The sequence below is a fragment of the Paenibacillus naphthalenovorans genome (genome assembly GCF_900099895.1).
GTDB classification, from domain to species: Bacteria; Bacillota; Bacilli; order Paenibacillales; family NBRC-103111; genus Paenibacillus_G; species Paenibacillus_G naphthalenovorans.
On the sequence record NZ_FNDY01000008.1, the window covers coordinates 87,094 to 99,449 of the forward strand.

18 protein-coding genes are annotated in these 12,356 nt (G+C 50.4%); 9 read left to right on the forward strand and 9 right to left on the reverse strand.

What is annotated here, in order from left to right:
• The first annotated feature begins 26 nt into the window (after positions 1 to 26).
• A complete protein-coding gene (locus BLT35_RS26895; protein WP_175471978.1) occupies positions 27 to 164 on the forward strand; it encodes a hypothetical protein in 138 nt (45 codons plus the stop codon).
• A 61-nt stretch (positions 165 to 225) separates the two neighbouring features.
• On the opposite strand, the gene BLT35_RS10395 is transcribed toward BLT35_RS26895, so the two are convergent.
• From BLT35_RS10395 to BLT35_RS10405, 3 genes are all read right to left on the reverse strand, one after another.
• Positions 226 to 417 carry a hypothetical protein gene (locus BLT35_RS10395; protein WP_235594237.1) on the reverse strand — a complete coding sequence of 64 codons (192 nt, stop codon included), beginning with the start codon at positions 415 to 417 and terminating at the stop codon, positions 226 to 228.
• Between the two features lie 183 nt (positions 418 to 600).
• Complete coding sequence (locus tag BLT35_RS10400) at positions 601 to 1,428, reverse strand: TerC family protein (RefSeq protein WP_254777537.1); 828 nt, start codon at positions 1,426 to 1,428, stop codon at positions 601 to 603.
• 229 nt (positions 1,429 to 1,657) lie between these two features.
• Positions 1,658 to 1,891 carry a hypothetical protein gene (locus tag BLT35_RS10405; RefSeq protein WP_054820221.1) on the reverse strand — a complete coding sequence of 78 codons (234 nt, stop codon included), beginning with the start codon at positions 1,889 to 1,891 and terminating at the stop codon, positions 1,658 to 1,660.
• 200 nt (positions 1,892 to 2,091) lie between these two features.
• Here BLT35_RS10405 and BLT35_RS10410 point away from each other — a divergent pair, with 200 nt between their 5' ends.
• The 3 genes from BLT35_RS10410 to BLT35_RS10420 all read left to right on the forward strand — a co-directional run bounded on the left by BLT35_RS10410 (position 2,092) and on the right by BLT35_RS10420 (position 3,963).
• A complete protein-coding gene (locus BLT35_RS10410) occupies positions 2,092 to 2,808 on the forward strand; it encodes a class I SAM-dependent methyltransferase (protein WP_139170803.1) in 717 nt (238 codons plus the stop codon).
• 86 nt (positions 2,809 to 2,894) lie between these two features.
• Complete coding sequence (locus BLT35_RS10415) at positions 2,895 to 3,092, forward strand: cold shock domain-containing protein (RefSeq protein WP_062407120.1); 198 nt, start codon at positions 2,895 to 2,897, stop codon at positions 3,090 to 3,092.
• 250 nt (positions 3,093 to 3,342) lie between these two features.
• A complete protein-coding gene (locus tag BLT35_RS10420) occupies positions 3,343 to 3,963 on the forward strand; it encodes a transposase (protein ID WP_074727860.1) in 621 nt (206 codons plus the stop codon).
• Positions 3,964 to 4,049: 86 nt separating this feature from the next.
• On the opposite strand, the gene BLT35_RS10425 is transcribed toward BLT35_RS10420, so the two are convergent.
• The 4 genes from BLT35_RS10425 to BLT35_RS10435 all read right to left on the reverse strand — a co-directional run bounded on the left by BLT35_RS10425 (position 4,050) and on the right by BLT35_RS10435 (position 7,504).
• Positions 4,050 to 4,718 (reverse strand): nitroreductase family protein, encoded by a 669-nt coding sequence (locus BLT35_RS10425; RefSeq protein WP_082660649.1) that lies wholly within the window; start codon positions 4,716 to 4,718, stop codon positions 4,050 to 4,052.
• A 100-nt stretch (positions 4,719 to 4,818) separates the two neighbouring features.
• Positions 4,819 to 4,950: a hypothetical protein gene (locus tag BLT35_RS27805; RefSeq protein ID WP_256380586.1), complete on the reverse strand. Its 132-nt coding sequence runs from the start codon at positions 4,948 to 4,950 to the stop codon at positions 4,819 to 4,821.
• Complete coding sequence (locus BLT35_RS10430) at positions 4,950 to 6,143, reverse strand: MFS transporter (RefSeq protein WP_074727861.1); 1,194 nt, start codon at positions 6,141 to 6,143, stop codon at positions 4,950 to 4,952. The genes BLT35_RS27805 and BLT35_RS10430 overlap by 1 nt, the downstream gene beginning before the upstream one ends.
• On the reverse strand, positions 6,140 to 7,504 hold the full coding sequence (locus tag BLT35_RS10435; protein WP_074727864.1) for an MATE family efflux transporter: 1,365 nt from the start codon (positions 7,502 to 7,504) through the stop codon (positions 6,140 to 6,142). Before BLT35_RS10435 ends, BLT35_RS10430 begins: the two co-directional genes overlap by 4 nt.
• A 165-nt stretch (positions 7,505 to 7,669) precedes the next feature.
• Between BLT35_RS10435 and BLT35_RS10440 the strand changes: the two genes are divergently transcribed.
• From BLT35_RS10440 to pfkA, 4 genes are read left to right on the forward strand one after another with little or no spacing between them, the layout of a single operon-like run.
• Complete coding sequence (locus tag BLT35_RS10440; protein ID WP_054819020.1) at positions 7,670 to 7,987, forward strand: hypothetical protein; 318 nt, start codon at positions 7,670 to 7,672, stop codon at positions 7,985 to 7,987.
• A gap of 38 nt (positions 7,988 to 8,025) precedes the next feature.
• The gene (locus tag BLT35_RS10445) at positions 8,026 to 8,622 is read left to right on the forward strand and encodes a hypothetical protein (protein ID WP_074727866.1); all 597 of its coding nucleotides are present in this window, start codon (positions 8,026 to 8,028) and stop codon (positions 8,620 to 8,622) included.
• A gap of 47 nt (positions 8,623 to 8,669) precedes the next feature.
• Complete coding sequence (locus BLT35_RS10450; protein ID WP_054819044.1) at positions 8,670 to 9,695, forward strand: tetraprenyl-beta-curcumene synthase family protein; 1,026 nt, start codon at positions 8,670 to 8,672, stop codon at positions 9,693 to 9,695.
• A 47-nt stretch (positions 9,696 to 9,742) separates the two neighbouring features.
• Entirely contained in the window at positions 9,743 to 10,708 is a 966-nt protein-coding gene (pfkA, locus tag BLT35_RS10455) for a 6-phosphofructokinase (protein ID WP_054819022.1), read from the forward strand.
• A gap of 65 nt (positions 10,709 to 10,773) precedes the next feature.
• On the opposite strand, the gene BLT35_RS10460 is transcribed toward pfkA, so the two are convergent.
• Positions 10,774 to 11,217 carry a peroxiredoxin gene (locus BLT35_RS10460; RefSeq protein ID WP_062407130.1) on the reverse strand — a complete coding sequence of 148 codons (444 nt, stop codon included), beginning with the start codon at positions 11,215 to 11,217 and terminating at the stop codon, positions 10,774 to 10,776.
• A gap of 180 nt (positions 11,218 to 11,397) precedes the next feature.
• Here BLT35_RS10460 and BLT35_RS10465 point away from each other — a divergent pair, with 180 nt between their 5' ends.
• On the forward strand, positions 11,398 to 12,099 hold the full coding sequence (locus BLT35_RS10465) for a uracil-DNA glycosylase (protein WP_235594239.1): 702 nt from the start codon (positions 11,398 to 11,400) through the stop codon (positions 12,097 to 12,099).
• Between the two features lie 123 nt (positions 12,100 to 12,222).
• Here BLT35_RS10465 and BLT35_RS28035 read toward each other — a convergent pair whose 3' ends face one another.
• Positions 12,223 to 12,348 (reverse strand): putative glycoside hydrolase, encoded by a 126-nt coding sequence (locus tag BLT35_RS28035; RefSeq protein WP_375162528.1) that lies wholly within the window; start codon positions 12,346 to 12,348, stop codon positions 12,223 to 12,225.
• Between the last annotated feature and the right edge of the window lie 8 nt (positions 12,349 to 12,356).

Consider the following 12,356-nt stretch of genomic DNA (forward strand, 5'->3'; position numbering starts at 1 on the left):
GAGCCCTCCTTGTCATATGATATGGTTTGGCCGCTGCATCCGTCTGCATCGCGGATGCGCTCAGCAAGCCGGACAACAGCATGCCGCACAGCAGCAAAGGCATGATTCTCAAATTTGCTCACGCTCCATGGAAAATAGGGGTTGGTCTGGAAAGCATTCCTTAGTATGACCGGAGCGAGGCCTAAATATTAGTATATGAAAATCATGGAAGGAAGTCTAATGCCTCTAAGCGGGGGCGGCAAAAAAGCTGAATATCATCAGCACGAAGGAAAAAGAAACCAGCACCAGTGCGATGATCGCCAGAGGACGTTTCACTCCGGGGGGCAGCGTATCTCTTTTCATGATTAATACGAGTGCCAAAGAAAAGGACAAGATCATAAACGTAACAACGGATGCCGCATTGCTCAACAGAATCACCTCTTGCTAAGTAGTTTCGCCACAAAGGTTGAAATTCCTGCGTTTCCATAGGCAAGATATACCTGAAATCAGGAAGGGGAGAGTCGGCTGCAGGATGCGAAAATATAATACGCCCGAAGACGATGGTTTTCATTGGAAAAAAATAAACAACCCGGCGAGAATACCGCCGGATTGTTTTATTGGTCAGCCCTCGGATTTGGCGACTTTCACCAATACGATGCGGCCTTGATCATCGACTTTTGCTTCAAAGCTGTCATTAGCCTCGATTTGAGCTTCATTTTTTATACTGTCAGGGATGGTCAGTTGTCCTTGTTCATTGATGGAAATGAAGTTTTTTGACAGCTTCTTTAAGTAACCGGCGAGAATGACGCCGATGACGACAATGGCGATGAATGCCCACTTCATTACAGGATTTTCATCAAACCAGCCTTTGACAAAAGGATCCCCCGTCAGCATGGAACCTGCAGTGTACGCGAGCACCCCGGCACCGATCGTAATAATAACAGGGAATTTTTCGACCAAACGAATGAACAGCGTGCTGCCCCAAACCATGATAGGGACACTGACGATCAATCCGATGATTACCAGATCGAAGCTGCCGTGGGCTGCGCCTGCCACGGCGATGACATTGTCAAAGCCCATGACTGCGTCGGCGATAATGATGGTTCGGATAGCGGGCCAGAGCTGAGGCTTCGCTTCGATGTTATGCTCCTTTTCATCCACGAGCAGTTTATACGCGATCCATACCAGCAGTACGCCTCCGATGAGCAGGAGGAAAGGCAGCTGCAGGAGCCAAACAACGGCCAACGTAGCGGCGATCCGTATGATAACGGCGCCTACGGTTCCCCAAATGATCGCTTTCTTCTGATGTTCTTTCGGTAAATTTCGGGCGGCCAATGCGATAACAATGGCGTTGTCCCCGGCGAGCACCAAATCGATCAAGATGATGTTGAACAATTTGATGAAATAATCCAGTGTAAGGAAGTCCATTTTTAAATACCACTCCTTCATCCAAATGATTTTTACACAAAAATGACCTCTACCGATACGGTAAAGGTCTTGCTAACAACGTTTCGTTGCCAATAAAGCCGGGGTTTATCAAAAACCCGAACTGACGACTTTATTGTGACAGCTACTCCCCTTTGGAGGACATCCTTATGTAATTGCCCTCATTATAACGAGTGGACAAGCTGCAAGTCAAGCCTAATTTTGTCGGTTTCATGTCGTAACGTTTATGGAATTATATTTGACGGAAAGCCTCGATTAAAGCCTCATACTCTTCTTCCGTGCCTTGAAAACGGTCTTTGGGGAATCGCTCGTGAACCCAGCTCATCATCTCCGGACGGCTCAGGAATGTGTGGCATTCTTCTCCCCAATCTTCGGATATTTCCCGCAGGATCAGCTGCTTTCCGTTAACCTCTACCGTCATCATATTCCATTTGTCCTTCTTGTAAATTGTGTGTTTTTTGATCATTTTCAAGAGCTCCGTTCTATTATGATATATTTGAACACCGTCTATGCGCGAAATGATACCTTAGCTGTAAGGGAAAATCAAGGAAAAGAAACAATGACGCTTTTTGTTGGTGTATGATATAATTCCGGATACGCTTCAGCGCCGGCCCTCCGTCCGACGCTGAAGCGTATCCGGAACAGATGAGGAGAGTGGATTTTGAGATGAGTGGAGAAGCAAGAAAGTACGAACAAGCAGGCGTTGCCATGACATGCCGTTCCTATGTGGAATATGAGCGCATGTTCTCACTGGATGAAGAGGTGCTTGGGGCCGGCCCTATCCTGGATATTGCCGCAGGGGCTTCATCCTTTGTGGCTGAGGCGGCAGATCGCGGGTGGGAAGCGGCCGCAGTCGATCCCTTGTACGCCATGACGCCTGAAGAGCTGTTTGAACACGGAAAGAAGGAAATTCAGGTTTCTACTCACAAGCTTGCCGGGCTGGAGAGGGTTTGCGACTGGACGTATTACGGAAGTCTCAGGAATCACAGATCCATGCGTGAAGCGTCGCTCGGCCGCTTTATTGAAGACTACAAGGCCCGCGGCAAGAAAAATTATATGGCAGGGATGCTCCCGAAGCTGCCGGTGGAGGACAATTCACAGGGACTTGTGCTGTGCAGCCACTTCTTGTTTTTGTATCACGAGCAGTTTGATTATGATTTTCATCTGGAGGCGATAAAGGAGATGCTTCGCGTTTGCCGTCCGGGCGGTGAGATTCGTTTGTATCCGCTAGTCACACTCGGGTGGGAGAGGTATCCTTTCCTTAAATGCCTTTTAAAAGAGCTGGAAGGGGAGGAGCAGAAGCTAACTTTGATGCCTTCATCGCTTCCATTCATCCCCGGATCGAACCAGTTATTGCGTATACAAAAAAGCGATTTCGAATAAATTTCATTGTGTTGATTTATCCTTATAAGGGTGCTATAATTGAACCATTCGCCCTTGATGGCGATACATCTAGGAGGTTGTTTTCATTGAAAGGTACAGTAAAATGGTTTAACGCAGAAAAAGGCTACGGATTCATTCAAGTAGAAGGCGGCGACGATGTATTCGTTCACTTCTCCGCAATCCAAGGCGAAGGCTTCAAAACATTGGAAGAAGGCCAATCCGTTGAATTCGAAATCGTTGAAGGAAACCGTGGTCCTCAAGCGGCTAACGTTCAAAAGCTGTAAGCTTAACACTAAACTATAACTACCCTTTACGGGTTAGCATGATATAATGTTTCTCTGGAAATCAAATGACTGGCTTCTAGTACTTGCTCCTTGATTTCACAAGAAAACGTACCGCTGCTTTGCGGTGGCTCCTTTCATGTGCAGGTAGTTTTCTTATAGGTTAGTGCCACAACAACAAGCCGATAAGAGCGGTTCTTGGAATAAATCCAAGAACCGCTCTTTTTGCTAAATCAAGGTTTCGCTGCCGGCAATGGAACAAATCGTTTTATGTTCATCACTGAAGTTATTGGATTTTGTCCAACAAGAAATGAACGCATTAGAAGCAGATTGGTTTGCAAGGGCCAAGAAAAACCCTAATGTACCCTTACTTATGGGTATACCGGGCATATCGGTGTTGAGTGCTTTAACCATCCTTGCAGAAATTGGGGATGTGACAAGATTTCTTTCTCCAAAGAAGCCAGCATGCTATGCCGGACTTGTGCCATCCGTTCATCAATCCGGAAAAACGCGTTATACGGGGAACATAACGAAAGAGGGCCGAGCAACACTGCGATGGATTCTGGTACAATGCGCGCAGCGAGCCATTCAGAGCAAGGGGAAATTACGTGCTTTTTACTTAGGGTTGAAGGAGAAGAAAGGGCATAAGATTGCGATTGTAGCAACGGCTCGCAAGTTACTGCACATCATATGGGCTGTGTTGGTTAGGCAAGAGGAATATAGGGATCTGCGGAAGGACTTGCTGGAGAGAAAGCTTAAGAAGATGCAAAAGCAAGCCGCGGAGTACGATGCTTCCATGGATGAGCTATTCAGCATGATTGAAAATTTAGAGGAATTTTCAGATGAGCATTCCCTCATAATACATATTTTTTGAACAAGGGATTTGCATGTTTTCATAGGTGAGAGGACGGGGGTTAGTCGCCCTCTTCTACTCGATTACCGCAAAAGCTGCTGTTGATATTACTCCACAATACGAAGAATATCGTCAATTTCTTTACGCGCGAGCCGTGCAGGACGCTCTGCCGGATGCCCGAGCGCGATGACCATATTGATCTGGCACTCCGGGCGAATATCCAGGTAAGCGCGAAGCTGCTCGCCGGCGAGCAGGACGGGGCCGGTCATTGGGCATGTGGCAAGTCCGCGGGCATGTGCGGCGAGCATCAGGTTTTGTGCGGCCAAGCAGCTGCTCTTGATACCTTCTTCTTCCCATATCGCGTCATCAACCAATTGGATCGGATCGAAAATCCGCTCGCGGAACTTGGAGTTGTAGGGCGTAGCCAAGCAGATAATCAGCACCGGGGCATCGGCGAAAGCAGTCGCATAAGGTCCGAAGGATTTGGTCAGCAGCCGCGCTTCCCTGGAAAGTCCCCGCCGTTCGGCTTCTGCGGCTTTGAGGTGCAGCTGCTCCCAGGTCATCCGTTCGATTTCTTTAATTTTATTTCGATTCATAACGGCGATAAATTCCCAGGTTTGCGAGTTCGTATCGCTCGGGGCGTATCTGGCACAATCGATGATGTCGCGAATATCTTCAATCGAAACCGGTTGCTCGGTAAATTTGCGAATGCTGCGTCGATCCAGCAGGATCGATTTGAAATCCTGATAGGGCAGTGTCATGATGTCGTCAGTCATGTATGGTTCATCCTCTCCGTATGGCAAGCCGTCAGCTTACTGCTTAGTACTTGGTACTAAATTATCCCTTATTATACCGTTCGTCAGAGGAAAAGACAACTCAACGGTTTCGCCTTCGCCGATCCCGGAGACGATCCGTCTTCTCCATCGTTTCCATGCCGATCTGCACAATGCGGCGCCCGCCTTTAAGCTCGCCTTTCTCTTTTGCCGACAGGTGCGGTCGTCCCTCCATCAGGAGGGACCCTGTTCCAACTCATGAAGGGCCGTACGCCCTCTGGTTCGAAGGTGAAGCCCCAGGAAACCCAGCATCGCGGCAAAAGCCAATGCCGACGCCAAGGCGTACATGGCGTGCGGTCCCCAGGAGTTAAAGACGGTTCCGCCCAAAGCACCGCTAATTAAACCGGCCAGCCCGGACCAGGTGATGGCGAACAGCGCCTGGCCGCTGGCACGAAACTGGTCGGGCACCACGCTTTGAATATAGCGGATGACGGTGAACAGAAAGATCCCGAAGGAGACGGAGTGCATGAATTGAATCCCGATAACCCACAGCGGGTTGTCTATAACGCTCATCAATAAAAAGCGGGCCAAGTATACGAGGCAGCAAATGATGAGCAGAGGCAGCTCCTTGTATTTATGGCCATGCTTGCTAAGCCAAAAGAATATAGGGATTTCGCTCACGGCCGAAACCATCCAGGACCATCCGACGATGGTCTGATCGGCGCCAAGGCGTTCAAGATAGAGGGCCAGAAAGCCGTCATTCATCCGGTGTGCCACGGAGATTACGAGGACCGTGAGCAGGAACGCGAGAAACGAGCGGGAGGTGACAATCGGCACGAGTCCGGAGAAATCCGGTTTCTTATAACCCGTCTGGCGGGCGTCCTTCAGCATCAAGGATAAAAGAAGGGAGCAGCCGATCGTTATCATCATCAATACAGCCGTCAGCTCTATGCCGAAGTCTTTCAACAGCTTGCCGAAGACCAGTGCAGCGGCGGCAAAGCCGATCGAACCCCAAACGCGGAAGGAAGCATAGCTCTTTCCGGTGTTTTTGATCGTCAGCAGAATTTGGCTATCGTTCAACGAGCTCATCGGGGATTGAAAAAAATAAAAGCTCCCCATCAGTACCATCAGAAGACCGAACGCATCGGTGCGGAAGATGAAAGCCGCGGTAAGCCATTGTCCGATCAGAACCAGGATGACTATTTTTTTCACCGTTTGCCATCGGTCGCTCACCATGCCCCAGAATAGGTTGGACACGATACCGAGCATCGGGCCGACAGAATACAAGAGGCCAATTTGGACCGTTGAGAATCCCTTGGACAAAAAGTAAAGCGGAAAATAAGAAGTAATAACGGCAACCGTCGTATATATAGAGAAGGTAAAGCAGCAAAGCGTTGCAGCATTACCTCTGATTAATCGCTCACTCATGCATTTTCACTCAATTCTTTTGTGTTTCCTGCGGCAGAAAGCGGCGGTCCGGGGATTTTACCCTCCATTTTGGCCGTCTCCCGGATGACGAACCAGACTACGGCGGCTTCTGCGGCTGTGCCGAGCGACTGCGCCAAGGCGCCGATCATCCCGTTCCAGCCGGGACTAAAAGCGATGCACAGAAATAAAGCCAGCAGGGTGGCGCACACGTTTGCAGCCTGAGACCAAACCATCACCTTCGTTTGGCTGCGCAGCATCAGCAGTCCGTTCCCGTAATCCAGCCAAGGGAAAATCAAGGTCATGATCATAAACACACGGAGCGTAGCAAGACTCGCCTCCAGCAACCTCTCGTTCACTCCCATCACATGCTCCATAAACCAAGGACCGGCAGGCGTATAGGACATTACGGCAATCAGCAGGCCGGGAATCAACGAGATCATCAGTGTGAAGCGAAGCACAGACTCCGGATCCTTGCGGTAAAAATTCAGAACTAGCTGGTGCACGTAAGTAAAAAAACTTTGTACGAGCTGCGTCAGGCTGGCTGCGATGGCAAAGGCTGCTATGGACAGCTGAATATCCGTCGTTTTGCCGAGAAACGCATTGATGGCGGGGATGGAGATCACCGCAATAAACGAAGAGTACATTAACGGCTTGTAGAATCCGAATACTTGCGAAGATTTCTCGATGGAATGCCCGGGATGCTTCTCCGGAATGACGCTGCGCAGCAGCGACCGGCCTTCCCAGTAACTGACGGCCGCTTCAATGATCATCCCGGTGAGGAAGATGATCGCACCGACCGTAGCGCTCGTAACCCCGGTTTTAATAAAATACAGCGAGAGCGAGTACATGCCGGCCAAACGGATCAGCATTCCGATCGTAAGCCATTTCGTCCGCATGTTATAGATGATGATTCCGTGATAAATACAGCGGATGCCCGAAAAAATACTGACGAACATCAGCACCCGGTACACGTCGACCATCGGGGCGATCATGCTTTCCTCTGCTCCGAACAAATGCACGAACACCCACGGACCGATAGAGGTGTAGCTGATGAGAAGACCGATGAGAGAAACCGAGCCAAGCACATAAAAGCCCACAAGCGACATCGCCCGAAACGATTGTCTGTCGCGGACGAGGGCTGAGCAGGTTTGACGCAGCAAAACGGCGGGTTTTTCGGTAATGCCTAGTATGCTCATCGGCAAAGCGTAGGCGGAAATGATGATCTCCGGATGGGAAGATCGCGCCAATGTGCTGTTAATGATGACATGGGATATGGTAACCAAGCTCGCCGAAAATCCTAGCGGAAGGAAGAAGGCAAGCAGCTGACGAAACGTGATGCGAGTTTGTTCCGATGCGTTCATGACGGGCTCCCTCTTTTCACATGTCACACATTATACCATGAACCGGACCGGCAGGGGAGAAAAATTTGTTTTCCTACTGGAAGCAGTGAAGCGTTCGTGATACATTAATATAGATAAGCTGTCAGCGCCTTTTGCGGTGATCCGGAACAGAAAGGTGGAACAGAAATGTCTTACTCTTTTATTATGGATGAGAGGATAGGTATACCGCTGCCTCACCTGGAGAAAAATTTTGAAGATTACAGCGAGCAGGAGCAGGCGGAGATTCTTCTTCGCTGGGAGGAAATCCGGGGAATGATCCCGGATCGGATCAAGCGGCTGGAGACGATGATCATCGCCAGACAGGATCAGCTTAACGTAGAAGATAATTTTGCGGTTTCCTGCCGCCTGAATACTGAAATTGCAGATCTGGCCAGTACGATCAATGAGCTTCATTTATGGTTTCGGGTTCATCAGGACATGGCCGTGGGAGCGGCTCATCACTAATAGATTCCATTCGCTGATTGATAGAGGAGGTAAGAAGCTTGACCTGGACCGAAAGCTTATACAAGCTTGCAGCGAAGCTGACGGCTCACAAGCCTTCGCTGTATCCGACGGAGGAGCTTGACGATTTGACGGATGTCAAGATAACGAAGCTCTCCGTGGACGGATTCGAAGGCGAACGCCGATCCTATGCGCTTTCCGTTAAAGCGGGCTTGCACTTGTTTAACGAAAGTTTGGAACCGTCGCACGCCATTTCTCAGGATATCGATACGCCGACCGGAAGCTATTGGCACGCGATCATGCATCGGATGGAAGGGGATTACAGCAATGCGAAATACTGGTTTCGCATGGCGGGTGCTCATCCGGTATATGATGATGTGGCCAAAGAAGCGTTCGCGTATATAAGACAAACGGGTTTGGAGGATATCCAAAGCGCGGCGCTCAAGCAGCAGTTTGAACAATGGTTATCGGCAAGCGGCTATGATCCGGTTCGGTTCACGGATCTGGTGGAGTATCAAGTCACGAAGGCTAACGACGAGCGGGGAGAGGAGCTGCTGAAGCATATTCAATGGATCGAAATGCGTAAGCTCCTCCGGCATGGTTATGCGTTCAGTGGCGGCGAAAGGGAGTTATTCTGATTTTCTTGAACCGCAATCCTCAAGTTCCCAGAAGCCCGTTGCAGCTTATGCTTCGCGTTTATCGCCACGTTCTTCCCGCTGTCCGGGAACAGCTGGATCATTGGCGTTCCAAGGCGGAACAGATCCCGGATGCGGAGCTGCGCAAGCAGGCGATTAACAGCTTAACCTCAAAGCAGTTTCACTGTGAAGGCGGAGCCGTATATGCGGCGGCGAACCTGTCGATGCGGCATATACTCATTCCGCTCATCGCCGCTTTTCAAACGATCAGCGATTATTTGGACAATTTGTGCGACCGGAGCACATCGCTCGATCCGGAGGATTTCCGTCGGCTGCATCAATCAATGCTGGATGCGGTGGATCCGTCCGCGCCGCTGCACGACTATTACGAATTTCATAAGGAGCAGGAAGACGGAAACTACCTGAATGAGCTTGTCAAAACATGCCAGGCCAGCATTCGCATGCTTCCGTCCTATGCGCCGGCGGCTTCTTCCGTTCGGGAACTCGTCAGCTTGTATTGCGATCTGCAAGTTTACAAGCATATGGCCAAGCCTTTGCGCGAGGATGCGCTGCTGTCTTGGTGGGAGATGCACCGGGAACGCTATCCCTCTATAGGATGGAATGAATTTGCCGCTGCGACGGGATCCACTCTCGGCGTTTTTGTGCTGTTCCTGGCGGCATCCGAGCCCGAACTTAGTCCGGAAACCGTGCGGAACATCCATGTCGCTTATTTTCCGTATATTTGCGGACTGCATATTTTGCTTGATTATTTGATCGACCAGGAAGAAGACGCGATTGGCGGGGATCTTAATTTTTGCAGCTATTATGACAATATGGACAAGACCGTTGAGCGGATTGCACTGATTGTGAAGGAGGCCAAACGCACATCGGAGAGGCTGGAGCATGCCGCATTTCACCGGATGATCATCGAAGGGCTGCTTGCGCTTTACTTGTCCGATCCGAAGGTCAGAAAGCAGCGGCAGGTCAAACGGGTTTCCCGGCAGTTGATGAAGGACAGTCCGCTGATGCGGATGTTTTTCCTCGTTAACAGCATTTGGATTCGCAAAAACTCGTAATTCCAACGATAATTAATGGTGTGCTTTATCAACAAGGAGGAATCATCATGTCGGTAAAAAAAATCGCAGTACTTACAAGCGGAGGGGATTCGCAAGGGATGAACGCGGCCGTTCGCGCTGTCGTTCGCAGCGGCCTGTATCACGGGCTGGAGGTATTCGCCGTTCAGCGCGGCTATGCCGGCCTGATTAACGACGATATTCGCGAGATGGACCTGCGTAGCGTGGGTGACATTATTCAACGCGGGGGAACGATTCTGCAGACGGCCCGCTGTAAGGAGTTTCTGACGCCGGAAGGGCAGCAGCTCGGCGCGGAGAACCTGCGCAAGCGGGGCATCGACGGTCTGGTTGTCATCGGCGGGGACGGCTCCTATCAAGGGGCAAACAAGCTCAACAAGCTCGGGATCAAAACGATGGGCTTGCCGGGCACGATTGACAACGACATTCCTTTTACCGATTTTACGATCGGCTTCGATACGGCCGTCAGCATTGTCGTGGACGCGATCAACAAGATCCGCGACACCATGAGTTCCCATGAACGATCTTCCGTCGTTGAAGTCATGGGCCGCCATTGCGGAGATATCGCATTGTACTCGGGACTTGCCAGCGGGGCGGAGACCATTCTGGTGCCGGAGGTTCCGTATGATCTGGATGAGATCGCGAACCGGATGTCCGAAAATTTCAAAATGGGCAAGCGCCACAGTATCATTATTGTTGCCGAAGGGGTAGGAAAAGGGGAAGATATTGCCGCGGAAATTACGAAGCGCAACGGCATCGAACCGCGTGTGACCGTGCTTGGCCATATTCAAAGAGGCGGTACGCCGACGCATAACGACCGGATTTTGGCGAGCAACCTCGGCGATTTTGCAGTGCGCAAGCTGCTGGAGGGCGTCTCCGGTAAAGCGTGCGGCATCATCAAGGGAGAGCTTACGGTAACCGATATCGATCTGGTAGTAAACTCCAAAAAACAATTCAACATGGAGCTTTATGAATTGGCTAAACGGTTGTCTCAGTAATAAGGGAGAAAATATAAGCATTCTCACTCCTTTTGAAGGGGAGAGAATGCCTATTTTTTCAACAATTATCGATGCTCCTCCAGCGCCTTCAATATTTCGGCGGTGGGGCGGTTGCCTTTCATGGCGTACACGATGGTTCCGTTGCGGCCGATGACATAGACGGTGCGCTGTTGACCGAGAAGACCAAACAGGGTGTGTCCGACGTCGTACAGCTTTTGAATGTTGGCTCCTTTGTCGGCAACCAGCGGAAAGTCGTACATAAATTTGTTGGCGAACTGTCGGTGCTCCTCCAGGAACCCGGAGTTGATCCCGAGCACCAGCGCATCATATTTGGCGTACTGCTCTTTAGAGTCGCGGACAGCGCACAGCTGCTTTGTACATATGGGCGTATGGTCCTTCGGATAAAAAATGAGAACAATCGGACGCTTGCCCAATGTCTCCTCCAGTCGAATCTCACCTTGTGTACTGTCCGCCGAAAAAGACGGAGCTCTTGTACCCACAGCCAGCATAAGAATCACCCCTCATCTTTGCTGCATCAAGTAAAGATGAACAGCATCCAGCTACATTGTAGCGGATTGCGGTGAACGCTTGCAAGGAAAGCGCGTCACGTTCAAGTGCCTGGAAGCTGCTGCTTGCGCATCATTTCGTCCGGTCTGATCATGATTTCAAATAAAAGGAGGCGTGCGTCGGTGGGCGTCATTCTGAAAAACGATTGGGCGGACCTGCTCGAAAACGAGTTCCAAAAACCTTACTACATCAGGCTGAAGCATTTTTTAAAACAGGAATATGCTTCGCATACCGTGTATCCAAACATGTACGACATTTTTAATGCGCTTCATTATACGTCATATGCAGATACGAAAGTTGTTATTTTGGGACAAGACCCGTACCATGGACCCGGACAGGCCCATGGCCTCAGCTTCTCCGTCAAGCCGGGAGTTCCCGCACCGCCGTCCCTGCAGAACATGTTCAAGGAGCTGCAAAGCGATTTGGGCTGCCCCATTCCGGATAACGGTTATTTGGTTCGTTGGGCGGAGCAGGGAGTGCTGCTGCTCAACACGGTGCTGACCGTGCGGGCCGGAGAGGCCAACTCGCATAAAGGAAAGGGCTGGGAATCATTCACAGATCAGGTGATTCGCCTTCTGAACGAGAGGGAGGAACCGGTAGTCTTCATTCTTTGGGGAAGCCATGCCCAAAAAAAATTGGAGCTGATTACGGAAAAACGCCACTGCATTCTACGTTCGGTTCATCCGAGTCCGTTATCCTCTCACCGCGGTTTTTTCGGAAGCCGTCCGTATTCAAAGGCCAATGAGTTCCTCCAAACCATCGGCAGGTCGCCGATCGATTGGCAAATTCCTAATATCGGCAGGAGCGGGGCGGCCAACGGATAGCTGTTATTCAAACGGTGAAGGCCCGATTCCGGTATATACGAAGTCGGGCCTGCCTGTTATTGGTATTCTACACCCTGCGTGTAAGAGTTCACAGCGTTCCATAGAAGAAACTCTTCAATGCCGTTATCCTTTAGTGCGCGGATTTGCTCTATAAATCATCGGGCAAATGACATCTACCTGCTCCGATATTTTTTGAAAATCCTGGCCGATCCCTTCGGCAGCAGGCACGGATGCGGCATAGCCGAATATATCTGCGG